The organism is Ktedonobacter sp. SOSP1-52 (genome assembly GCF_016587395.1).
Window position 1 is genome coordinate 752848 of sequence record NZ_BNJH01000002.1, and the last position, 23333, is coordinate 776180.

General features: G+C 50.9%; 19 protein-coding genes. 12 read left to right on the forward strand and 7 right to left on the reverse strand.

Translation table 11 applies throughout. The features are described from left to right. Positions 1 to 6 precede the first annotated feature (6 nt). The 4 genes from drmB to JMJ16_RS18915 all read left to right on the forward strand — a co-directional run bounded on the left by drmB (position 7) and on the right by JMJ16_RS18915 (position 8318). Positions 7 to 1869, forward strand: coding sequence for a DUF1998 domain-containing protein (gene drmB / locus JMJ16_RS18900; protein ID WP_201383985.1), 1863 nt, complete (start codon positions 7 to 9; stop codon positions 1867 to 1869). A 79-nt stretch (positions 1870 to 1948) separates the two neighbouring features. Then, the gene (locus JMJ16_RS18905; RefSeq protein WP_201383987.1) at positions 1949 to 4318 is read left to right on the forward strand and encodes a MoxR family ATPase; all 2370 of its coding nucleotides are present in this window, start codon (positions 1949 to 1951) and stop codon (positions 4316 to 4318) included. Between the two features lie 20 nt (positions 4319 to 4338). After that, on the forward strand, positions 4339 to 6627 hold the full coding sequence (locus tag JMJ16_RS18910; protein WP_201383989.1) for a hypothetical protein: 2289 nt from the start codon (positions 4339 to 4341) through the stop codon (positions 6625 to 6627). Between the two features lie 59 nt (positions 6628 to 6686). Further along, complete coding sequence (locus JMJ16_RS18915; RefSeq protein ID WP_201383990.1) at positions 6687 to 8318, forward strand: restriction endonuclease; 1632 nt, start codon at positions 6687 to 6689, stop codon at positions 8316 to 8318. 394 nt (positions 8319 to 8712) lie between these two features. Here the strand turns inward: JMJ16_RS18915 and JMJ16_RS18920 are convergent, their stop codons facing one another. The 5 genes from JMJ16_RS18920 to JMJ16_RS18940 form a co-directional block, all read right to left on the reverse strand. Next, positions 8713 to 9288: a bifunctional 2-polyprenyl-6-hydroxyphenol methylase/3-demethylubiquinol 3-O-methyltransferase UbiG gene (locus tag JMJ16_RS18920; RefSeq protein WP_201383991.1), complete on the reverse strand. Its 576-nt coding sequence runs from the start codon at positions 9286 to 9288 to the stop codon at positions 8713 to 8715. A 394-nt stretch (positions 9289 to 9682) separates the two neighbouring features. Then, on the reverse strand, positions 9683 to 11332 hold the full coding sequence (locus JMJ16_RS18925; protein ID WP_201377692.1) for an IS1182 family transposase: 1650 nt from the start codon (positions 11330 to 11332) through the stop codon (positions 9683 to 9685). A gap of 392 nt (positions 11333 to 11724) precedes the next feature. After that, positions 11725 to 12255 carry a flavoprotein gene (locus JMJ16_RS18930; RefSeq protein ID WP_236601621.1) on the reverse strand — a complete coding sequence of 177 codons (531 nt, stop codon included), beginning with the start codon at positions 12253 to 12255 and terminating at the stop codon, positions 11725 to 11727. A gap of 13 nt (positions 12256 to 12268) precedes the next feature. Then, entirely contained in the window at positions 12269 to 13282 is a 1014-nt protein-coding gene (locus tag JMJ16_RS18935) for an aldo/keto reductase (RefSeq protein WP_201383992.1), read from the reverse strand. Positions 13283 to 13296: 14 nt separating this feature from the next. After that, positions 13297 to 14568: a helix-turn-helix transcriptional regulator gene (locus JMJ16_RS18940; protein WP_201383993.1), complete on the reverse strand. Its 1272-nt coding sequence runs from the start codon at positions 14566 to 14568 to the stop codon at positions 13297 to 13299. A gap of 409 nt (positions 14569 to 14977) precedes the next feature. On the opposite strand from JMJ16_RS18940, the gene JMJ16_RS18945 reads away from it, so the two are divergent. From JMJ16_RS18945 to JMJ16_RS18965, 5 genes are all read left to right on the forward strand, one after another. Beyond that, the gene (locus tag JMJ16_RS18945; protein ID WP_201383994.1) at positions 14978 to 15409 is read left to right on the forward strand and encodes a response regulator; all 432 of its coding nucleotides are present in this window, start codon (positions 14978 to 14980) and stop codon (positions 15407 to 15409) included. A 56-nt stretch (positions 15410 to 15465) separates the two neighbouring features. Then, complete coding sequence (locus tag JMJ16_RS18950; protein WP_201383995.1) at positions 15466 to 15696, forward strand: hypothetical protein; 231 nt, start codon at positions 15466 to 15468, stop codon at positions 15694 to 15696. A 71-nt stretch (positions 15697 to 15767) separates the two neighbouring features. Next, positions 15768 to 16085 carry a hypothetical protein gene (locus JMJ16_RS18955; RefSeq protein ID WP_201383997.1) on the forward strand — a complete coding sequence of 106 codons (318 nt, stop codon included), beginning with the start codon at positions 15768 to 15770 and terminating at the stop codon, positions 16083 to 16085. A 676-nt stretch (positions 16086 to 16761) separates the two neighbouring features. Next, a complete protein-coding gene (locus tag JMJ16_RS54460; protein ID WP_236601622.1) occupies positions 16762 to 16956 on the forward strand; it encodes a helix-turn-helix domain-containing protein in 195 nt (64 codons plus the stop codon). A gap of 499 nt (positions 16957 to 17455) precedes the next feature. Then, on the forward strand, positions 17456 to 18670 hold the full coding sequence (locus tag JMJ16_RS18965; RefSeq protein ID WP_236601623.1) for a transposase: 1215 nt from the start codon (positions 17456 to 17458) through the stop codon (positions 18668 to 18670). Between the two features lie 496 nt (positions 18671 to 19166). Here the strand turns inward: JMJ16_RS18965 and JMJ16_RS18970 are convergent, their stop codons facing one another. Continuing rightward, on the reverse strand, positions 19167 to 19490 hold the full coding sequence (locus JMJ16_RS18970; protein WP_201383999.1) for a hypothetical protein: 324 nt from the start codon (positions 19488 to 19490) through the stop codon (positions 19167 to 19169). A gap of 12 nt (positions 19491 to 19502) precedes the next feature. On the opposite strand from JMJ16_RS18970, the gene JMJ16_RS18975 reads away from it, so the two are divergent. The 3 genes from JMJ16_RS18975 to JMJ16_RS18985 all read left to right on the forward strand — a co-directional run bounded on the left by JMJ16_RS18975 (position 19503) and on the right by JMJ16_RS18985 (position 22421). Then, positions 19503 to 19841 (forward strand): hypothetical protein, encoded by a 339-nt coding sequence (locus JMJ16_RS18975; protein ID WP_201384001.1) that lies wholly within the window; start codon positions 19503 to 19505, stop codon positions 19839 to 19841. A 92-nt stretch (positions 19842 to 19933) separates the two neighbouring features. Next, positions 19934 to 20413 carry an EVE domain-containing protein gene (locus JMJ16_RS18980; protein ID WP_201384003.1) on the forward strand — a complete coding sequence of 160 codons (480 nt, stop codon included), beginning with the start codon at positions 19934 to 19936 and terminating at the stop codon, positions 20411 to 20413. 838 nt (positions 20414 to 21251) lie between these two features. After that, the gene (locus tag JMJ16_RS18985) at positions 21252 to 22421 is read left to right on the forward strand and encodes a DUF6236 family protein (RefSeq protein WP_201384005.1); all 1170 of its coding nucleotides are present in this window, start codon (positions 21252 to 21254) and stop codon (positions 22419 to 22421) included. Between the two features lie 394 nt (positions 22422 to 22815). Here the strand turns inward: JMJ16_RS18985 and JMJ16_RS18990 are convergent, their stop codons facing one another. After that, on the reverse strand, positions 22816 to 23121 hold the full coding sequence (locus JMJ16_RS18990) for a hypothetical protein (protein ID WP_201384007.1): 306 nt from the start codon (positions 23119 to 23121) through the stop codon (positions 22816 to 22818). Positions 23122 to 23333 lie beyond the last annotated feature (212 nt).

A 23333-nucleotide genomic window follows, 5' to 3' on the forward strand; every position in this document is an offset into this window, starting at 1 on the left:
GCAAGCATGAATACATCACACAAAAGATATAATGTAGGAGCCATTCGACCCAGCCAGGCGCTCTTTACCTATGGCGTCGGAGCCGTTATCGATCTGCCACGCCTCTCAACCCTCGTCATGGGCCTTGACGAATGGAACATGAAAAACGCCCAGGTCATCACGGAGGATCGCCTGCTCCAGATTGTGCAAAGCGTCCTGGGAGGACAGGTACAACAACTCCTTTCGCCACCAGCCACTGAGGAAACAGGGCCGACCCAATCATACGCCGCAGCCCTCACGGGCATTCCCGTCGTACCCTTCCCGCGTTGGATGCGTTGTCCCTGGTGCAGCTTACTGGCCTCCATTGACGACGGCTACTTCACGCTCAAATCGCCCCCCAACAGACCGGATAAGGTGCGCTATGTGCACGAGAACTGCCCCAAGGCTAATCGACCAGACGTGATCCCTGTACGCTACATGATCGCCTGTGACGCGGGTCATCTCGATGACTTTCCCTGGAACCACTTTGTGCATGGCGGGAGAATCTGCAATAAGGCTGTTTTACGGATGATGCATTGGGGGGCTTCCGGCGAATTTTCTGACACAGTCGTCAAATGTGATACCTGTAATACCAAACCCAGGCCCATATCAGAGGCCTTCAATAGTGACGAAAACCAGTCATATCACCCGGAGTGTCGTGGGCGCCGCCCCCATCTACGCGACTTTGAGACCAAGCGTTGCCAGCTTCAAGCGAGAACCGTGCTGCTCTCCGCCTCAAATATCTGGTTTCCACTGGTCTTTAATACGCTCTCGCTCCCTACCGCTGATAATCCTATCAATCAACTCATTGATGAGCATTGGAATATCTGGCAAGCGGTCTCAAACCTCCAGGAGGTCGCTTTATTCCGCAAAGTAGTCCAGCATGACCTTCGTTACCAGGAATATAGCAACGAAGCGATCTGGGAGCGCATTCAACAAAAGACAGCCGTGCCAGAAGAGCAGGACACCATTGAAGTCAAAGACCTGAAACGCCCCGAGTGGAACATGCTCATCAATCCCGAGGGCGTCAAACCAGACCTGGATTTCCAGGTCAGCAGTGCCAATGTGCCTGAAGAGTTTTGCGACTCTATTAGCCAGATCGTCCTGGTTGAGCGCCTGCGTGAGGTCCGTGCCCTCACTGGCTTTACCCGCCTGGAGTCGCTCAGTGACTACATTGAAGATGAGAAGCTTCCGCGTGACCATATCATGCCACTCAGCCGCAATAAACCAAGCTGGGTCCCCGCCTCTGAGGTACGAGGAGAGGGTATCTTCATTCAGTTCCGAGAAGAGGCTATTCAACGCTGGTTAGAAGAGGCACGTGTTCAGGAACATAACCAGACCTTCTTTACCGCGCATAAGCGCTGGCGCCAGGCACGCAACATCGCTGACGCTGAAGCCAACTATCCCGATATCCGCTATGTGCTGCTCCATACCTTCTCGCATGCCCTGATGCGTCAGCTCACGCTCGAAAGCGGCTATACCGCAGCCAGTATCCGCGAGCGCATTTATGCCCAGGGAAGCGATAAAGATGGCAGTCCCATGGCCGGTATCCTCCTCTATACCTCTGCCAGCGATAGTGAAGGGACACTTGGAGGACTGGTAAACCTCGGCAAAAACCTGGCCTTTCACCTGGAGGGAGCCCTGGATGAAATAAAACATTGCGCCTCAGATCCCCTATGTGCCGAGCACGCACGCCTGGATGATGCCACACTGCACGGGGCAGCCTGCCATGCCTGTATGTTCGCGCCCGAGACCTCCTGTGAGCGAGGCAACCGCTACCTGGATCGTTCCGTTCTTGTCCCAACCGTCGAAAATGCAAGCCTGGCCTTCTTTCACCCAGACAACGCATAGCTGGTACATCTTTTTAGTAGGTCAACCAGTTATGCACAAAGTGATCCTATAAATACATAGATTGGAAGACACCACCTGTATGGCAAACACGCTAAACGAACTGGTCACGTCTTACCTGGCAGATACAGCCGATCATGAGGAAGCCCAAAAGCTCATAGAAGAGCGCAAACCAACCTTCCCCGTCCTTCAGGCCATTATTTACGCTTTCATCGAGGGTCATACATCATTCTCTGATTTCCGTGAACGGCTGGGAAAAGCCCTGCGACCAGCAGAAATCTGGTTCGCCCAGGGCCGCTTCATGATGGAGCTCAACAAGTTTGGCAAGAACCATAACGACGCCAGTGAAGGTCCAGCCAACGAATTCCGCCAGATCCTTCAAGGGCTCAATGCCCGCACCGTTGGCCACAAAATCGAACAATTTTATCAGTTTCTCTTGAAAGAGCGCACACGCCTGCGACACGAAGGCAAGCCAGGTGGCGGTATCGTCGCACCTGGAAATAGCGCGTATATGATCTCACTCTTCGCGCTGTGGCTTGATCCCGAGGGAGGCGTGATTAGCTGTAGCGAGGGCATCCGCAAAGGGCTCAATCGCTTCATTAAAGCAGGCTTTATTCCCGAGGTTCCAGGTCTAAAGCTCAACGCGACCACCATCGACATCACCACAGCCCTGGATTACGAGGCATTTCTGGAGGCCCATCACGTCTTGCTCAAACGCGCTCCCGGTCTCGACTTTATTCCCTACTGGAGCGAGTTCTTCTTCTACTGGGTTCTGCAACAGGAACAGGATAACAAGGCAGGCGCGAACACCCTGATTAAAGAAGATGATCCCTCGGATCTTCTTACAGATACGTCCACTCAATCTGGTCACGTTCAGGAACGCGTTGGCGGCTGGTCAGGCAATCAGACAAGAGATAGCTACACGCCGGGTCCATTATTTGACACCAAACTCATCATCCCGAACGAGCCACTCAAAACAACGCCCGAGCCACTGCTCAGCAGGCTCATCCACGAGGTACAGCGTCACATCCTGGTGGATGAAGCGGTGATCAGGCGTATCTATCATGCCTTACTCGCCGGGCATGTCATCCTCTCAGGCCCTCCCGGAACTGGCAAAACCGAGCTGGCCCGCCTTATCCCTGAACTCCTCTGGCGCAGCGAGAAGTCCACTTCTCAGAACGGGAACGGTACAGCCGCTAGCTTCGATCTGACCGAATTGAGCACAGAGACCGCCTATTCCACGCGCCTGGTCACGGCGACCGATGACTGGACGCCACGCACGCTCATCAGTAACATCGCGCCGGTCAGCAAAAACGGGACGGTCAGCTATAAAGTTCAGTTTGGCCATTTAACCGCGACGATCCAGAAGAACTGGTCCTTCCAGGGCGCAACACCAGAGGAATGGAGCCATGTCAGCCTGCGCCGTGCTCGCGTCTCCGCCTCCAGCAGCCTGGAGCGCAGCACCATCCAGACTTTCAAGGGGCAATGGCTTGTCATCGATGAATTCAATCGTGCACCCATCGACCTGGCGTTGGGCGAGGCCATGACCTCGCTGAGCACCAACGATCACCTGCGCGTCAATATTGAGGGTGGCAGCGCGGAACTGCCCATTCCACAGGACTTCCGTATCATCGGGACGCTCAATAGCTTCGACCGCAACTACCTGAACCAGATCAGCGAGGCCCTCAAACGCCGCTTCTCATTTATCGAAATCCTGCCCCCGACGCGGGCCATGCGCGAAGCAGAACAGGGCATTGTGCTCTATAAAGCCCTCCAGAAGGTCCGTCATTTAACGGAGGTAGAAAACTCGCTCCACACCATCACCATCGATGACGACCAATGGCTCACCTGGAACGATTTCCTCTCCATTGGCCCGGACGACGTCGAGGGATATGCCGCGCTCTGGGATGAGAAACATCATTTCCCCTTCCAGGAAGTCTTTGCCGTCGCCTGGAACATTTTTGAGGTCATTCGCATCTATCGCCAGCTTGGCACGGCCCAGGCCATTACACTGGTACGCCATATGCTGATCGCGGGCCTGCTCCAGGGCTATACTACGCCAGAGCAGTGGCTACAAGCGCTGGATGCCGCGCTCTGCGACACCATCGCCGACCAACTCCAGGTGCTTCTCCCCGATGAGCTCACAGTCTTGCTGCTCTACCTGACCAGCGAGCGTGAGGCCTTTCAGGCCGCCTTACAACGCCATCACGATGACCTGGGGCAAACCACGCATAATCGCCTCTACCGCCAGCTTCTCGCCTTTGGCAGCGTGAGCGACGAACAGGGTCAGCCCTACCTTACCGATACCGAAATAGAGAGCATTGCTGCTAAGGCTCCGCACGCCATGCCCACCGAACGCCTGAAAGGCCTCTTCCATCTCGATCACGAACTACCAGCTCTACCACAATTCACCCGCCGTCTGCGCACCTTTAAAGCCGAACGCGGCTTGTAAACGAGAAAGCACATAAGCCCATGCTTCCAGAAGAAACATCTCTGGCAACACCACACAACGGCGAATCCCACGCTGCCGCCTGGACCCAGCATCTCCAGCGGCGCGTGGTGCGCTTGCTTTTACAGCACGATGAGACATTATTTCGCAACCAGTTTCGCCTTTTCTATACAGGCAGTACATTGCCCCAGGAGCCACTCTGGCAACAATATGATCGTTATTTAAAGCTCTACACACTCAGCAATGACTTGCTCAACAACATCATGCCGAGCATTCGCCGCTCGCTGAGTCTTAAGGCAGAGCACCAGCGCCTCGTGGAACAGCCTCCTCTGCGTGGGAATATCGACTGGGGCCGTACCCTGGAGCGAAGCTGGAACGAAGCTCCCGGTCAACCGCCCCTGGAGTTCTCCACGCGCCTACGCCAGCGCAGCCTGGAGACACGCGAGAATCTTCTGACGGTCGCCATCCTCCAGCGGTACTTGAAAGAGTTACGCCTTACCAGGGAAGAGCCCTTCCTGGATGAAGAGCTCAGTATTCAGGAGCAGCGCATCCTCGTAAGTGCCGAGGAGCAAACTGAACGCGAGCTGGCGGCTCCCTATGCTCGACTCCTGGCGGAACAGGCAAAACATGTCAATCTCGACGAGCTTTCGCAAGAAGTCGCGACTCACCTCCCCCCCGGTAATAGCGCCTACCGCGACCTGCTGGCCTGGTGGCAACGCTTTCAAAACTTCCGCCTGGGGCGCTCCATCGACCTCTCCGCCTTTACCCTCAATAGCGAGCGCGACAACGAGAAACGCGACGCCTGGCTATACGAGCTCTGGATCGTGTTAGAGATCCTACATTTGCTCTCAGATAATAATCTGCTCGCCAGCCAGGATGTTCAGATCGCAACAGACCAACTACAATCGACCTTCCTCTGGCAGGGGCGGCGCTTCCGCCTGCATTATAACCGCCAGCTCAATACCGCCAGTGGCTATGAGAGCGATTGGCAGAATAGTCCCGCTACGCGTCCAGATTATGCCATTGAGCGTGCCGAGCCGCTAGAGATTCGCCACAAAGGCGAGCTTATCTGGCGCGAACCACCCGTTCTGCTCGACGCCAAGTACTACCTGGGAAACCTTGATGGCGACAATACCCATCTTCCCATCAAAAAACTCCTGGGCGATATGACCTTGCTCAATGCCCACATAGGCATGCTGCTCTTCCCGCAACTACCAGAGCAGGCTGGCAATGAAGAGGCTCCCCGCGTTATCCAACAGGCAAACAAGCAGTACAATAGTACAGGGGCCAGCGCTCAGTCTGTTCACCTCTACCAACTGCAACCCACGCAATCTCTAGATGATCTACAGGAGCGTCTACGCGAGATCCTTGACCTGGCGGTTCAGCACTTGCCTGAGCGACCAGCACCCATCTGCCAAGGCGTCATGCTAGACCGGGATACCATTAATGCCAGCAACACGCTTCAGAGCTCACAACTGGTGCTCTGCCCAAAACGTCATATTGGCCCGCACACCTTTGACGTCGTCAATGCCGATACTGATTGCCTGCAAAACGCTCGCCTCTGCCACGTTATCGATCAGCCCATCCTGCCACCCTTCGTTGTACGTGCCATTGACGAAAAACAGCTCGCGCAACAAACAGCACAGCTTCGTCAGCGTGGCGAGACCTTATTGCAATTGGCAGAACAGAACGGAGATGAGGAGCGCGCTGAGCTTCTTCGCACTCGCGTCATCAATGGTATCGCTCATGTTACCGAGCAATATGTGAAGCAATTCGCCAAAACAGAAGATGTCGAAGAGGAGTTTGAACGCTGGGTTTTCACCAGGCACTGGAAGCATGACCCCTCCTGCCTGACCCAGACGAACCGTGACTCGCTAATCAGCGGCGAGTACATCTGGAAAGCCTTCCAGAGAGCGGAGCTACCAGATTGGGCCGCGCCTGCCGTCCAGTTCTGCCGCACGCTTGAGAGTGAATTGAAACGCCGCTTCTATGATCCACGTCGGAGAGACTTTCGGCTACAGCAAAAGTTCACGCTTGGCACTATTCCCTACATCTACCAAAACTTGCGGACAGAGCAATACAACTGGAATCTCTTACTCCAACGCGTCAAGGACTCTGGCGGAAATGATAACGAACTTGAAGTCATAGCCCAACGCATGTGTCAGGAAGATATCTCCAGGAAACGGAACAAGCTCGCCCATGGAGAGAACATCACGCGTCTGCTCGCCGCAGAGCTGCGTACCAGCATTATCGGCGATGGCGGCAATCCCGGTATTCTCCTCTGGGTCGTAAAAAATGTGAGCACGCGGTAGCAACTTCACAACTAAAATCCGAGAAAACAGCATATAAACGTACATTAGGAGGGAAAATCATGGCAAGAAGAAGTGGATTTATAAGTAGTCTCGCCCGCATGCAGCGCGAGGCAGAACGACAGCGACTTGCGCAACTGCGTCAGCAGCAACGCGCACAAACACAGGCAGTAAGAAATGCTCAGCAAGCACGCAAAGCGTATGAACAAGCCGCAAAATTGGAGGCCAAAGAGAGAGCTAAACTCTATGAACAATCGCGATTAGCTGATGTCACTTTAAAAAATGAGCAGCTTGAACAGACTATTGCGTCGTTGCAAACTATTTTACAAGATGCCCTTACTATTGAACACGCTATCGATCTACAAAGCCTCAAGCAGCCAGTTAATTTACCCGTATTCCAGTCCACACACCTGCTCAATGCGGAGCCACCACCGCCACCACCCATCATCCCTCCTGAACCCAGCGGACTGCAAAAACTCGTACCAGGGGCAAAAGAACGACATGCCCAGGAAGTAGCGAGGTTACAAGCTCAATACCAAAGCTTCCTTGCAGAGCATGCCGCACGAGAGCAGAGACGGCAATCTGCACTGGCCGCAGCACAGATGCTTCACAATAGAGAGGTAGAAGCTGAAAAGCAGAAAATCCTGGAGCAACATGCGGAAATAGATACGTTTCAACGCGATCTTGACGCTAAATTACCTTCTGCCATTAGCAACTATTTCACGCTCATACTTTCTTCTAGCGAGTATCCAGAGGACTTTCCACAACAGGCAAAACTTGCCTACGTGCCTGAGTCCAAACAGTTGATTGTAGAATATGATCTGCCAACAATTGATGTGGTGCCAGCAGTCAGCGCTTATAAATACGTCAAAGCGAAAGACGCCATCACTGAAACTGCTCGTCCATTAGCTCAAAGAAAGGCACTTTACGCTTCCATCCTGGCCCAGGTTGTGCTACGGAGCCTGTACCAGCTCTTTACCGCTGATCGCCAGGGCGTTCTTGAAACGGTCGTCTTTAATGGCTATGTAGAGAGCCTTGACAGGGGAACTGGACATACCATGCGCACCTGTCTCGTGACCGTTCGCACGAATCATGACACCTTCAACAGACTGAACCTGAAACAGGTTGAACCTGAAGCCTGCCTCAAGGGGCTCAATGCCTCCGTCTCGAAAAGTCCTTCCGAGCTGGCGCCTGTACGCCCTGTCATGGAACTCAACATGGTCGATCCGCGTTTCATTGAGAGCACTGATGTCCTCTCTGGCCTGGATCAGCGCGTCAATCTGATGGACCTCACCCCTATGGAGTTTGAAGGGCTCATCACCAATCTTTTCCAGAAGATGGGTCTGGAAACACGGCAAACCCAGGCCTCACGCGATGGAGGAGTTGACTGTGTCGCATTTGATCCACGGCCCATCTTTGGCGGTAAGGTTGTCATCCAGGCTAAACGCTATAAGAACACAGTAGGCGTCAGCGCGGTACGTGATCTTTTCGGGACTATGCAAAACGAGGGTGCCTCCAAAGGCATCCTCGTCACGACCAGTGGCTACGGCAAAGCGTCCTACGATTTTGCTGAAGGAAAACCTATTGAACTATTGAGTGGAAGCAACCTGCTGTATCTCCTGGCCGAACATGCCGGGATAGAAGCAAAAATCGAAGCTCCCTCCGACTGGAAAGATGCACAACCAGATGAATAATAAACCGTAGATTTCATAAGTGTCCAGGCTCTTTTTTTACATGAGGTAAAGTCTGGACACTTCACTGTCTATAACGAGAATGATCGAGATGAGTAGGTGGGTAGATTTGTTCCTAGCCCCCACAGCAATGAGATGAGCATGAACAGCCGATCTATCTCTTCAGTCGTTGGGAAAGTACCTCACCTTCAACTGATTTCTCCGAAGTCCGCCATCAGGGAGACGAGACTTCCAGGCTCTCAGCCACCGTCAAGCGGAACTTCATCTGGAAAGCCACATGCTTGCGTGATCTAGGGAAGAGCTGATGAGAAAGGGCCGAGTTATCAGTACCTTGTCAGCCGCCTGTTCCACAACGCTCCCCCTTATAGTGTCGAAGAACCATCAGATCAGGACAGGGTCAAGCCTTGCGTGCAATGATATGGTAAACGTGCCAGTGCTTCGGCTTCCCAACCGCCGTTGGGCCATCCTGATCCTCTTCCTCAAACTCGAGAAGCTCTAACCCGTCAAGATACACCAGGGCCTGTTGGCGGGTGAAGAATGTCATATGGGTTTCAGGAGTATTCCAGGAGTCGTTTCTCCCAAAGAATTGGCCGACAAAGATCGCACCAGGTTTGAGCGCATCCTTAAGGCGGGCAAAAACAAGGGGAAATTGTTCACGACCTATAAAAGGGAGCGCGAAATGAGCATTGATCAGGTCATAGTATCCAAATTGGAAATCCTCAAACGGGGACTGTACACGATGAAGACGATCTGGTGGCAGATCGGCAAGAAGTTCCAAGGATACGGATTCTTGATCAACAGCTGTTACGCGGAAGCCGCTTGCGAGTAGATACCGTGTATCGCGGCCAGCACCACATCCCAGGTCTAACGCCTCACCGCCACACTTCAGCAGTTCCACTGCCCGAACCAGACGCGGCCAGGGCGGGCGATTCTTCGTACTGGTGTAAAAATCATTCCAGGCAAACGGCTGCATCGATTACTCCTTCTCTTGTGTAGGTACATATCCTGCCAGGCAGCTGTATAGACAATAATTACTGGTTAAACGCCCTTCTGCCGGTCTTTTTGGCGTATAAAAAGGTAGTTTGGGTTTCCCCAACACCTGGGCACAGAAGCGACCATTGATAGCACACGCCAGGAACCCATGATCTGCCAACGAACACCCCGCTGATTACCTCTCTCCCAGAAAAGATGAGGACACCCCTCCAGCAGGAGAAATGCAGGCGTTCCTCACACAACACAACATTTCTCTGAGTATGTTTCTCTTAAGAGCGCTGTAGCTGGAGGAATTAACAAACGTTACACAGATTTGTTGAACGCAAATCTGCAAATAATAGAATACAAAAATTTGATCCTGCTGTTAAACAGGATTAGACAGGAGACATGAGGCGAAGAAAAGCAGATTGGCGGGTGTGCTCTGGTTCGTCGCCATTCAACCAGGCCGCAACCCGAACAAGATCGATAGCAGCCGCAATGCCCAGATGAAACAGGTGTGTTTTCTGTAAGCCGATGTAGCGTGAGCGGCGCAAGCCAAAGGCTCGTACCCCCTGAGAAATCGTCCCTTCAATCCCTGCTCGTGCGTTGTATCGCTTCAAAAAGGCAGGTGTGCTTTGTCGCCGACGTGCCGCCTGCAAGGCAAGATAGTGTTTCTGCGTGCGAATTTGGAGAGTGCGCGCGATCGCTTTCGACGTGATGCATTCCTCTCGCGCGGGGCATGGGCGACAATCGGATCGGGAAAAGCCAATCGTGATCACCGGATGCCCACAGCAGTCGAGGCCTTGAGACCAAGACCGACTCGTTTTTCCTTGAGGACAGGTCGCCTGTTGCTGTTCCCAGTTAATCGCGAAAGCGCTGGCTGGATAGCCCTTGGAAATCCCTGCTTCCCAGGTGGCTCCTGCTCGTGTTGGTCCGACGATCTCGACGCCAAACTGCTCTTGCGCCTCTACTAGCGTCTCGGCCGTGATGTAGCCTGCATCCATGAGATGTTCGGCTGGCAGCAGATCGTGCTGGCGCAGTTGCTCTTCAATGAGCAAGGGCATGCTTTCTTCAGGAGCAGGGGCAGGCAAGCTCGCGACATGGGTGATTACATGAGGGGTGTCCTCATCACAGGTCTCCGTCACGTGAATCTTGTATCCGACCCATGCCATGCCCCCTTTTCTGGCAAGCCGAGCGTCTTGATCGTAGGGGGAACTGAGAAAGAGGGTCGGTGGGGGAATGCCTTCGGTCGTTCGCCAGTGCAGTTCTCCATCCACGACCACATAATTCTGTATCCAGATGCGTCGAAGCGTGTCGATCTCTGGAAGGTCACGGAGGAAGGCGGGGGCGGTTGGGGCAAAGATCTCGCTTAGCAGTTCTTCACCATCATGTCCAATAGCCTCCGCAAGAACCTGGCGCTCGGCTTGCGTCTTGGGAAGATGCGCATCTTCAAACCGTGCCCCATATCGATACATCCAGTGCTCAGGACACCAGGAGACGAGCCAGCGGGGGGCAACCTCTGCCAGACCGCTCAGCGCAAAACGCATGGCTTCTCCGACACACACCACTCGATTGATGGCGCGGATTTTTGCTAGGACATGCGTGGAATCGGTTCGCTGGCGCCCGCCTGCTTTGAGCAACTTGTGCTCTTTCAACCGTTCGAGGAGGATCTCTAACAAAAGGTGTTCGGCGTTGCCTTGCACGAGTCGCTTGCGAAAGGTGGACAAGACGGAAGCATCAAAGCCTGGGTCAGCCAGTTCGAGTCCAAGCATGTATTTCCAGTCGATGCGGCCCCGAACGGCGTCAGCCGCTTGCCGGTCGGAGAGTTCTTCAGCATATTGCATGACGGTGATCATGGCCAAACGCCATGGAGCTTCGACCGCCCGGCCATTGTGGGGAAACAGATGAGCAAAGGTTTGATCGTGATAGATGGGTCCTAAGACCTCACGCATCTGCAGATAGATATTGCCGTGAGGATAGGCCGCATGGGCGACACGAACAGTTTCTTCAGGGATAGCAAAGGATGTATTGGCATGCAGAGTCATCTTCGTTCTCCTTGTCGGATGGTGGCACATGGTTCTCTGCTAACCATCTTCGTTGATGAGCGCAATCCTCTCCCCATTTAGGTTTAACAGCAGGATCAAAATTTGGTAATTTTGCCCAAAAATTGGGGAGCAGAGTATTGCCTTCGTGAACGAAGGTGTCCACTCGCTCAAAGTCAATTGCACAGTTGCGAATATCCTCCTTGGTTGACGCATATATACGAGGAAGTCGCACGAATTCTACGATCTGCTCTATCTGCTGAATATTGGATACTTATCTCATATGCCTTTGTCTGATGAAGCAGATGTTCTCGCATGAAGTGACCAGTTAGCGGCTGTGTCTGGAGAGACATCAAACAACTCCTATAGAGTAGTCGCATGAAAAGCGCATCTTGCTATTCTGCTGCTTGATTTAGTCTTTCAAGAATCTGTTCCCAGGGGACAACCTTTGGAGCGGGATAGTTGTCGGGATCATAGAGAATGTGAACGCCGCATTCTCGAAGCAGGGTCAGGCTACGACCAAAGGCTGAGTGCCGTGAGTACGGATCTGTAATACAAGGAGCAGCTACGATAGGAAGCCCCAAGCCAAGCCCCTTACAGAGCTGGCTCAAGAGGAGATTGTCAGCATTCCCTTGCGCCCATTTCGTCGTAGTGTTGAGCGTCATTGGTGCAATGACCATTGCGGTCACCTTTGGCCAGATGTCAGCCGTCCCTATCGTTTTGTATTCACTTCTGACAGGATGACCTGAAAGCTGCTCGAGCACAGGAATATTCATGAATTTTGTTGCCCGAGGCGTTGCCAGGATGCATACATCCCACCCGCCTTCTTTCGCCAGTCGAACAAAGTCCTGAGCCTGCTGTGCTGGTGGAGAAGCACAGACAGCGTAATAGAGCACACCTTTTTCATTGGAATGGATCGTACTCATCTTTCCCACGCCGTTAGCCTTCGCCTTCCTCCCCGATACTCACTCGCACGTGATAACGAAATTCTTCTTTCCACAACGCGCTGATGATTGCAAGCGCTTCCTGTGAAAGTGGCTCCTGATGAAGGACAGCCAGATTACATCTTGCCTGCTCGACGGCTCTGATTCCGGGAATAACGGCTGTGATGGCTGGATGGCTGAGACAGAAACGCAACGCAATCTGTGCAAGCGGCAAAGAGGTATCGAGTCGATCTTGTAGATGGGCAACCCGTTGCAGGGTCTGCCTCCATAACTCGCCTCGAAAGACACGTCGCCTCCAGTCTTGCCGATGGAATTTCATGCCTTCGTGCCATGTTCCAGTGAGAGCGCCCGAGGCCAACGGAGAACGCGCAATGACACTGATGTTGTGCTGTTGCGCAAGAGGGAAGAGCTGCTCTGCCGCACGTTGATCGAGAATACTGTAGGAAACCTCGATAATATCCACGAGTCCCGCCTCAATCACGTCATTGGCATCATCGGGGCGATGATCACTCACAGAAATACCAAAAGCTCGTATTTTTCCCTGTGCTTGGAGCAGGCACATGGTATCATACCACTCCCGTTCCTTTCCCCAGGATGGGCACCACGTTTGAAAGAGCAAACAATCCAAACAATCGGTCTCGAGCCGCCGCAAGCTCGCTTCCGCTTGAGCAATAATGTGTTCAGGTGGATAGATATCGCGCATGGGCGTTCCAGCAGAGGGTGACCAATGGTAGTGTAGTGGGTAAATTTTTGTGAGTGTGGTGACACGCTTCTGGCTTTCTCGAAACGCTTGAGCAACGATTTTCTCCGCACGCCCATTCCCATAGAGGGCTGCCGTATCGATGAGCAAACATCCCTGCTCTAATGCCTCGTGCAGAGCTTGTAAGGATTGAGCTTCCGGTTGTGGCCCCCACCCTCCTCCAATCGCCCAGGTGCCTACGCCAACCCTGCTTAGAGAAAGCTGCGTATGCCTCAGGTAGAGAGGAGTTTGTCGTTGCTGTTGTAACATTGCAGCCTCTTTCTTTATTGAAGTAAAGCTTCTGCCAATTGTTTTACAACTCTTTCTTTATGCCACTTCGAGGTCACTAACTTCTCATAAATTTCGCGCGCCCAGTTGATGTTACTGGCACTCTCTATTGTGCAAGCTATTTGAAGTCCTTCCAAAGCATACCGAACGCACTGGTCAGGATGCCCGCTGGCAAGAAAGGCTTCTGCGTGCTGCATCACTAAACGGCAGTGATTGCGGCTGTTTTTCTCATCTAACTGTTGCTGTGCAGATTGCAAGTAGTGGAGTCCCTGCTGTATTTCACCAAGGAGAATAAAGCACTCACCACGAGCATCTTCTAAGGATTGAAGTGACGGCTGCACATAGGCAAAATCTTCTTCAGGCACATAATATCCACGCCTCAAGTCATGCTCTGCCTCATCCAATGTCTGGTAACAGAGATCTCGCTCTCCTTTACGAGCATAGGTTTCCGCTAAACCAGAAAGGACATAGGCATGGATGTAAGGGGCCGCATGATGTGCGATCACCGCAGCTTCCCGATAACGTGGAAGGGCTTTGTCTATGTGTCCCTGACGCAAATAGACCAGGCCCTGTCGAGCAATAGCTGTTGCTGCCATATCAGGGAAATCTTCCTTATCAATTGCGTGAAGCGCTTTCTGAAAGTAGTCATTGGCAGTGCGGTATTGAAAGCGATCGCGAGCAAGGCTTCCTGCTAATTGGTAGTTTTGCGCAAGCATCCGCTGAATGATCGCTCTCTCTCGTGGATGTTGAGCCAGAACCTCTAATTTGAGAATTTGGTTGAGAAGCCCATCGCTGGTAAGTGTGTTCCTACCCGTGTAATACAGTTGCCAGCGTAATCGCGTTCCATCCTCCAAACTATTAACTAACCATTCATGTAAAAGATTCACATTATGAGCTGAAAGCTGTTCTAGTGCCGAAAGCGAAAGTGTGCCTCCTTGATCATGAGCACCACTTATGTTTACTGGTTCCTGCTGCCTATTTGTTGCATTGAATTTCTGAGACGATGAAAGTTCAGAGATAGTTTCCGGAAAAGGGAATAGATCGTCAATACTTCTCTTCAGAAGCTTCGAAAACAGGATACGGCGATCATCGGGTACTGCACGGCGACCAGTAATATAGTGAGAGAGTGTTCCAGGACTAACGCCTAACTCCTTGGCAAGCTGTGCCTTTTGCAACCCCAGATGGCGAATGAAGTGATCCAGATGATTTGGGAACGTCCCCGCTGGCTGAAGCACATTCGATTTCTTGTTTCCACTCAGCTCTTCCATAAAAACCCTCTTCTCTCCCTTCTGAGGCTGAACCACAACAAGGAGAACATATGTTTCTTTTGGAAGAGTATACCACAACTGATGCAAATATAGTGTGAAAAGGCGTTTGCACATGGATTGGCTTCTGGAGGCACTTTATCACTTCAAACAGGATTATGAACCTCTATTCAATTCAAAAAGACGTAAAAAAATGGCTAAAAACAGTAAAAGACTGAAGATTTGTAATGGTGCAGAGCACTTCCTACACAAAATTATGAACCAACATCTGGAATTGAGGCCTCAATTCCACAAAAAAAGCGCGAAAAAAAGGTTAAATGGTATCAAAATAGGCACAAAAAAAGTTTTCTTCTGCACGAAATTTCTTTTACACTCCTCACTGGAACGAAAAATATGTTCAGAGGAGACGTGTATGAGCCCCATGATCCTGGTCATCGACGATTCGCCGACCGTGCGCAAAATTGTGGAAATTGCTCTCCAGCGGAAAGGATACGTTGTCCAAAGTTTCCCCGATGGAGTAGAAGCAATACGCACCCTTCAACAGCCAGGTGCGCAATTGCCAGCTCTCTTGATTCTCGACATTGACCTCCCCAAAATGAACGGCTACGAGATTGCGCGCTATCTGCGCTCAAAGCCCGCCTGGAAACGGGTTCCAATCGTGATGCTTTCGCGCTACAACGGAGTCGTTGATCGGCTCAAAGCCCGCCTGGCTGGAGCCCAACTCTATCTTGCCAAGCCAGTGACGACGCAACAATTGCTTCAGACCGTTGAGGAAGCCCTCTCCCAGACGAGCAGTGCAACGGAAAGTGAGCAGCCACAAACAGCTCTTGGGGAAAGAGGGTAAGCGAGATGAAGCGCAAGAGACAGGCAGAGAGAGCGGTAAAAGGAAGAATATACCGATTGTTTCCACGTCGAGACCTCCTCTTCCGTACCGTTTCTGGTCAGCAAACCTCCATCTCTTCGGCTGAGATCCTGCTCGGAGCAGAGCTAGTGGATATTCTCCCTGCGTCAGGAACGACGCCTGCGCTTTATGAAGTGGCTGCGACCCTTGATGGAGAACGAAGAGTCCTGTTGATACCACGGCATCTCGTAGATCTTCAAGAAGACAGCCCTCATTCCGTAAGGGAATGAAAACCGCGCTGAAACACAGAGGTTGCATTGACAAACATAATTTTTTAAGCAAAGAGAGAAGAGGCAGCGCTATGCATATGCATACTCCATATTCCTGGCAGGAGCAACCGCAAAACATTCCTGGAAGAAATGCCCATCGTCCATCGACCTTCACCGCCAGCGGAAATACTGAAGAAATAGTTCGTGTTCCCCTCCATACTGTCCCTGTTGAGAAAGCACCTCTTGCCTCGCTGCCGGTCCGTATGCGCCACGTCTTTTTGCTCAGCAATGGGCAGCGGACCTCCCGGGACATTGCGCATCTGCTTGGGTTGACACTTGATGACGTCGAGCGCTTCATCCGGATCCTTCACAAGCAGAACCTGATGATCTGGCAGCAAAGAGCATCATGAGACGACCCCTGGTCTTCATATCGTATACATAGACGTTTTCTGCTTGCGTATCTCAAAATCGGGAGTACAGCTTTACCGAAGAAAGAAAGGGAAAAACAGCCCATGAACACAGGATACGCCATAGAGACCCCGCAGATCCACCCTCCTCGCCTCCTTCTCCTCTGCAAGCAGGAAGAAGCGCGCATGCTGCGGCCAAAGTTGCGAAGAGACCATTTCAAGGTCACACATCTGGCTCATCTGGAGAGTAGTGCCTCCACCATGACGGTCCGGCTGATGCAACCCGATGTCTGGCTTGCCTGCTGTACTCACGCACGGGATATCCAGCAAATTCGCCAGATCACGCCTCGCGCGCCATTGGTGATCTATTCCGACTTGGAGGAGGAAGCGCACATCGTCAGAATGCTTGATGCTGGTGCCGACGATTATGTCTTCTTTTCCTGCAGCAAGCTGGAACTCTACGCACGCTTACACGGCCATGCCAGGCGCTATCGAGCGTCTATGGCATCCTCCTGTGAAGCCTCGAGATACATCGGTCCTTGCTCAGTGCTGGCAAGTGAGGACAGCCAGATTCGCTTGCTGTGCGCAGAGCGATGTGTCGTCGTTCGTGGGCAGATGCTTCACCTCACTCCTATTGAGTGTACGTTGCTCTTCACGCTCATGCGCAATGGGGGGCAAGGTGCTCTCTCATCAGTCGTTGTTACGCGCTGTATGGGGGCAAGGGTATCACGAAGAAGTGGATTATATTCGTGTCTACCTGCATACCCTGCGTCTCAAGCTGGAAGTCGATCCCAGGCACCCTCTCTATCTCGAAACCATCACTGGCGTTGGATATCGGTTCCGTCAGCCATGTACTTCTGTTACTTCAGGGTAATCCATTTTGACGGAGTCCGCAACAGGGTTCACCTCAGATTTCATACCCAGCAATACAGAGATACAAGCTTTAAACGGCTGGTGAGAGGTAGGACTGCTTTTCAGCTGACTTTGATCATCTCTTAGAAGCAAAGTACACTCATTGTTCTCTGAATGTGCCTTGCACCAGGACATTGGATTTACCCAAATACCGCGCCTGAAAGCCCCTGTGCTTGAGCCATGGGGATGAAAGGCGCGTTCCTTTTTGGGGAAGGGGAATAGGGGAAGTTCGTTCCGCGAACACATGTTCTTGACAGGAGATAGCTTTCTGCTGTATACTCCATGATATGGGCAAGACAGACAAAAGCAATTGGAACGTGTTCTACCGTTGCCACTCTCACGTGGTCTGGTGTCCCAAATATCACGGAAATTGCTGACATGGTGGACCAATTCGTACTTCGTCGGGACGCTTGGCAGTGCTCCATTGAGCATCATCAAACACTCTATTGAGCAACAAAAGCATGGCTACGACTTCACTGAACATGCAGAAAAAAGCAGCCGAAAAGAAACCAAGAAAAACGTATCTCTTTCGCATCTATCCCAGCCGCAAGCAAATACAGAAGCTAGAAGCGTGGCTCGGCTTGTGCTGTGAGGTCTACAATGCGGCGCTCGATGAACGCAAAAGTGCCTATCGCATGGCCGGCGTCTCCCTCTCCTATGAGCATCAATGTGCAGAGTTGCCCGCTTGCAAGGAAGTGTGCCCGGCATTGAATGAGGTGCCATCGCAGGTGCTTCAGGATGTCGTCAAGCGGGTGGATCGGGCCTTTGACGACTTTTTTCGGCGGGTTGAGCAAGGGCAAAAACCAGGCCATCCCCGGTTTAAGTCACGCTTTCGCTATGACTCACTGACCTTTAAACAATATGGCAATAGCTTCAACATTCTGCCAGCAAGCAAGAAGAACAAGGCAACCCTCGTTCTGGCGAAATTAGGGCATGTGAAGATGGTGAGGCACCGGGCCATCAAAGGGACGCCAAAGACGGCCGTTGTCAAACGGACCCCGACCGGGAAATGGTTTGTCTCGATCAGTGTGGAGATGCAGGAAGAAGAAATCATCAGCAAGCTCCTGCCTGCCTCTGAAGAAGCGGTCGGCATTGATGTCGGGCTGAAAACCTTTGCCTATTTGTCCTGCGGGGAAGAGATTGCCAATCCGCGCTTTTTGCGCGCAGAAGAGGCGGCGCTCGCTCGCGCAGGGCGCAAGCTCTCCAAAGCGCCCAAAGGGAGCAAGCAACGAGCGAAGAAGCGCAAGGTAGTGGCACGTGTCCATGAGCGGATAGGAAACCGTCGCAAGAACTTCATTGAACAAGAGGTCTGCCACCTCATTAAGCGGTTCGGGTTGCTTGTGGTGGAAGCCCTGGTCGTGCGCAATATGGTGAAAAATCCGAAACTGGCGAAGTCGATTGCCGATGCGTCGTGGTCGATGTTCTTCACGCGCTTGCAAGCCAAAGCGGAGGAGGCTGGGCGGCAAGTGGTGCGAGTGAACCCCGCCTATACGAGTCAGACCTGTTCAGCCTGTGGTCATCGCCAGCAGATGCCGCTGTCTGTGCGGGTCTACGAATGCCCTCAGTGCGGTCTAGTCATCCACCGCGACCACAATGGCAGCCTTAATATCTTATCTGATGGTTTTCAAGCTGTGGGACGACACAGCCGAGTCATTCCAGAAGCCCCCGGCTTGTAGCCGTGGGGAGTCGTCACTGAGCACGAAAGATGCGGAAGAACTACCACACTGGGAGAAGCTTCAGATGAGCGCCTCAACATCCAATGTTGTTTCTGATCGTAATACAGAAACTCTAGGAGTTTGAAACGATAGACATGGTGTTCACACGACATTCTCCTGTAACAGAGAATCATCTTCCTGTACATCTAAATTGAGATCGCGGGTCTCACGTTCGGTAATGTTGCAAAAAAATTTGAGCTGAGAAAATGGAGCGGGTAATGACGGCATAAGAATCATTGCAGCAGAGAAAAGGCGCATGTTTTGCATCTTTTCCTGGTGAAAGGTGCTCGAGTGTACTTCAATTTGCTGAGCTTTAAATTTTTTGCAACACTACCGGGAGGGTTTGTTCGTCAAGCTCGGCAAGAAGAACAATATCTTGAGCCATCTGCTGCATGCCGTGAAGCGAACTGGCAATCGAGCCGCCAAGGTAGCAGGGGGCTTGCACCCTCTCACACGCTTAGAGCACAGAACGCGCGACGGAGGCGAGATCAATTAGCTGCAGGTGCCAATGCTCTTGCCTCTCTAATGCGGCTTGTACGTGCTGAGCAAGCGCCTCCCCGTACGAGAACGAGACAAAGCGTACCGCAGCCTCCTGCTCAGTGTTCCCTGCACAACGTTCTTGCCAGGAGCGAATATTCGCCCACAGCGTGCTCTGGGTCAGCGATTGTACGAGCCTGAACCGCCTCTCCACAGGGGCCTTGCGGATCAGATCGATGAAGACCCGCTCAGCATCAGGATGGGTATCAACAGATAGGGTACGAGCATTGCATTGGCAAGTCAAGAGACAGATCGGGTGGCGGATCGATGGCGGATCGGTGGCGGATCCAACAGAGCTTATGGCGGATCGGTGGCGGATAAACTATCTCCCGATAGTTTCCTCTGTTGGCTCACGAGTACGGTCGTACTCGCTGGCAACTGCCTGGATGCCTCATCGGGAACTCGGGGGAGAGCACCCCTCACGTCGCCAATTTTGGCGGCAAAGCCGCCGGACGCCAGCGGACATCGTAATCCGCTAGCGGGCGATGAATCCCCTCGGACCGCATGGGGAGCTACCCGGCGGACAGCGGCGAATAAGGGCGGGAAGGCGCCCACGGATCTCTCGCTTGAAACCACAAAAATACAATGTACCTAGCAAACACTTGTTAAGCTTCTATTATATGAAGTACAATTAGCAAATATTCTTACATTTTAACGCGTCAATAATCAAGAAGAAAGTCTTAAGAAATGGGTATACCTACTTATTGGTTAAAACTTTATACCGAGGTAACCTGGCAGGAATTTCTTAATGTAGGAGGAGAAATCTCTGGCTTTCGTGAAAGTCGGTGGAGCATCGTTCAACAGATCGAACCAGGAGACTATCTCATTTGTTATTTAACACGCGTTTCTCGCCTGATCGGTATTTTAGAAGTTGTCTCAGAAGCTTTTATAGATACTACTCCTATCTGGAAAAATGATGTCTTTCCCTGTCGCCTCAAGGTTAAGCCTGTCATTCGCCTTACACCCGAGACAGGCATACCGATTAAGCACTTACGCGACCAGCTTACCATTTTTGAAAACCGCAATAACCCTTCTGCTTGGATTGGACACGTACGCAGCGCTCCCGCCAAGTGGGAAACTACAGACGGAGAAGTTATTGTCGCTGCACTCAAAGAAGCTCAACAAAATCCAGTTATTCGCCCTTTAACAAAAAGGAGAGAGAGATGAGCAAGAGCCAATCATCAACACAAAAGAATATAATAAGCTTATCCGCGATTTCATTCCTAACATTATCCATCAAGACAAAAAATACGCAGTGAGCGTTCTAGGTGAGAAAGAATTTGAGCAAGCACTTCGAGACAAGCTCATTGAAGAGGCGAAAGAAGCCGCTACTGCTCCAATTAATGATCTTGTTACCGAGATAGCAGATGGAGTTGCTCCACTTTGATGGAGTCGACAAATGGAGAAGGAGTCGACGAATGGGATTCTTGTTCTCTCATCTATTTTTGGCAAGGGTCTATCTTCTTCAGAAAAGTCTATCTTTGGTATTGCAAATAGTAGACGTTTCAAGATGTTAATAGATCATTCAGCAGTGGGTAGACCTTTCATGCACGCAGGAATGGTAGACTCTTCGACAAAAGGTAAGCCTTTCAAGATGAGTTGAAAGCTGCTTTTCGAGGTTCGTTTGCTTGATTGTTCATACTTTCCAGTCTCATCATCAAAATGACGGGAGAGGCCAATTACCAGCTCTGCCTACCTTTGCGAAACCGTATTAATACCGCTCTAAATACCGTCTCAAACATGGATTTCTCGCGCAATTTTGACAGCATCGTTGACAGCATAACCGACGAATTATCGCGAATTCAGGCGGGTAATTTGGACGTACCTGAACGGCTTTGCTAGCTCAATACTATCGTGTAAGCAGGTATGCTACAATACAAATATGTTTGTACTATCCTATCTGTGACAATAATCCCTATGATGCCTACCTTTTAGCCTATTGATTTCATATGAAGGCGATGCATAAGAGTAGTTCCATTTTTGATTCAAGGAGGGGCGGTAATAAATGCAAGAAAATATAAGACGGCCCGATAATAACATCGGGCTTTATTATCCAAATCTTCACTTTCCTGACGACGGATGGATGAAACTAGCAGCGCTTTACTGGGATAAGTTGGGGCGTATCGCTACACCACATTTTATCAATAATGACTCTAGAACAGTAAAAAAGCTATCAGATGATTTAGATTTTATCGAAGATTTTTATCCAAACGAGAAAGATTTCGATGTATTAGGTGACATTTTCTTAGAATTGATACAAAAATATATAAATGAGCTGCAGCACCCATATAATTTGCATATGCATCCACTTAAAGAGACAGAACTTGCAGATGTTTATCTTTCAAAAATGTCGTACCGTGTTTCTAATGCGCTTACAAGCTTAGGATTTGCAATTCCAACTTATTCTGGTAGCATAAAGATGCATCCCAAGCTTGCATTTATTTATATGGAAGCACTTGGACGACGAATGGCACGAAGGCGTCAGCTTTATCCAATTACAAATGACATGGATGCTCACATAGCAATCAACGAATATACTATGGAGCAGATAGCGCATGCGTTATTAGGAAACAACATTATAAAGCCCCAAAACTCAACACCTAGATTTTCTCAATATGCAATAGAAGAAGCATTAGCAACAATTGCATTTGAAGCAGTCATACCAAATAACATTAAAGATATACCAGTCGAAAAAATCATCCAGCTTCGTAAAAAATACGGCCAAGAATTTAACGCTTTCCAACAATATATCCGAAACTTCACTGCATCGCTAAATGATATTCAATACATAGAAGATCGTGTTGCGCTTGAAGCACATTTGGACACTGCTTACAAAAAAGAATTGCAACAGCAATTAGAAGAACTTCGCAAATGCATGCATTCCCTTTCCATTTCTACAGCAACAAGTATCATCGATATGCAGGTTATAGCACCTCCATTCTTAGCAAGTGCCATATCAGCATTTCACATCTCAACAATTAATCCGATAGTTACAGGGTCAGGAGCTGTAGCATTTAGCGCTCTCAAGGTTCTCCAAAAGAGACGCGCCGAAGCAAGGAAGACAGTACGGAAAAATCCAGTTGCTTATCTTCTTTATCTAGAAGAAGGTATTACTCCAAGCAACTACATCACACGACTATTAAAAAAAACAAGGCAAATAACTTATGGGGTATAGAAAGGCAAAATAAAACAACTCATTGGATTTTATACGACATAGCGGCTATTGAGCTCAAACACATCATTGTTCAACGATCAAGAGCAAACTGATACATTCTTCTTTACTCAAATTCAGATGCTATAGTATATGTTATATGCCAATTTTGCCCATGGACAACAACAGGTATGTAAGCGGTAGTGGCCTCGTAGCCCCATGTACCGAAACCATGGAAGGGCGTTTGTGATGGTGAACTATACAGGGCAACAATCAGGAAGGGCAGGAAAACCAGGACTCAGATGAATTACAACAGCAATCACCTTTAGAAGGTGAGGTAGTAGATAAAAAAGAATAAATTCTTGTGGCTTTACGCCTGTCTCAAACCACCATCAAGAAGAGCACGCTCAAGAAGGTCTCACACCCCAAATGTATCAGCCCACTGGCGTAGATACGCAATATCAAGCGCTGCTCCCTGACGCCTCATTATGCCGAGAATATCGTCCCATTGTCGTCGAGAGGTTTGTCCACCTATGTGGAACCGCTCGAGTTTTGTGAGGATCGCATACTCCGCAGACGCGATCCTTACAGGAGGAACTCCATTCTCTAATACCTGATGCCGAGCGCGATGGGCTTCCTCTCGAGTAAAGGCGCGTCGCTTTAACGGGATCAAGTCCACTTTGAGCATGCCCACTATGTCGTTCCACTCTGTATCATCTCTCATCCCATCATCTCGCACGAGCGAAACCAGGTGAAAGCGCCAAAGCTTAAAGAGAATCATTTCACTGGCCGGAACAACGGGGAAGGGGGATATCGCTCATCAAGCTCGTAACGGGTCACCAACCAAGACAGAGAGGTATCAAATGCAGCGCATCGGGGGACAATGACATCGACCTTCGCCAGTGAATCGAGATGGAAGAGGGAGAAGGGCATGCG

Bases quoted from the DNA above. Each gene is read 5' to 3' on its own strand.
- JMJ16_RS18945 (WP_201383994.1), top strand. From the start codon at position 14,978: ATGAGCCCCATGATCCTGGTCATCGACGATTCGCCGACCGTGCGCAAA.
- JMJ16_RS18980 (WP_201384003.1), top strand. From the start codon at position 19,934: ATGGGTATACCTACTTATTGGTTAAAACTTTATACCGAGGTAACCTGG.
- JMJ16_RS18905 (WP_201383987.1), top strand. From the start codon at position 1,949: ATGGCAAACACGCTAAACGAACTGGTCACGTCTTACCTGGCAGATACA.
- JMJ16_RS18920 (WP_201383991.1), bottom strand. From the start codon at position 9,288: ATGCAGCCGTTTGCCTGGAATGATTTTTACACCAGTACGAAGAATCGC.
- JMJ16_RS18925 (WP_201377692.1), bottom strand. From the start codon at position 11,332: ATGACTCTGCATGCCAATACATCCTTTGCTATCCCTGAAGAAACTGTT.
- JMJ16_RS18910 (WP_201383989.1), top strand. From the start codon at position 4,339: ATGCTTCCAGAAGAAACATCTCTGGCAACACCACACAACGGCGAATCC.
- JMJ16_RS18930 (WP_236601621.1), bottom strand. From the start codon at position 12,255: ATGAGTACGATCCATTCCAATGAAAAAGGTGTGCTCTATTACGCTGTC.
- JMJ16_RS18940 (WP_201383993.1), bottom strand. From the start codon at position 14,568: ATGGAAGAGCTGAGTGGAAACAAGAAATCGAATGTGCTTCAGCCAGCG.
- JMJ16_RS18955 (WP_201383997.1), top strand. From the start codon at position 15,768: ATGCATATGCATACTCCATATTCCTGGCAGGAGCAACCGCAAAACATT.
- JMJ16_RS18915 (WP_201383990.1), top strand. From the start codon at position 6,687: ATGGCAAGAAGAAGTGGATTTATAAGTAGTCTCGCCCGCATGCAGCGC.
- JMJ16_RS18985 (WP_201384005.1), top strand. From the start codon at position 21,252: ATGCAAGAAAATATAAGACGGCCCGATAATAACATCGGGCTTTATTAT.
- JMJ16_RS18935 (WP_201383992.1), bottom strand. From the start codon at position 13,282: ATGTTACAACAGCAACGACAAACTCCTCTCTACCTGAGGCATACGCAG.
- JMJ16_RS18990 (WP_201384007.1), bottom strand. From the start codon at position 23,121: ATGAGAGATGATACAGAGTGGAACGACATAGTGGGCATGCTCAAAGTG.
- JMJ16_RS18965 (WP_236601623.1), top strand. From the start codon at position 17,456: ATGGCTACGACTTCACTGAACATGCAGAAAAAAGCAGCCGAAAAGAAA.
- drmB (WP_201383985.1), top strand. From the start codon at position 7: ATGAATACATCACACAAAAGATATAATGTAGGAGCCATTCGACCCAGC.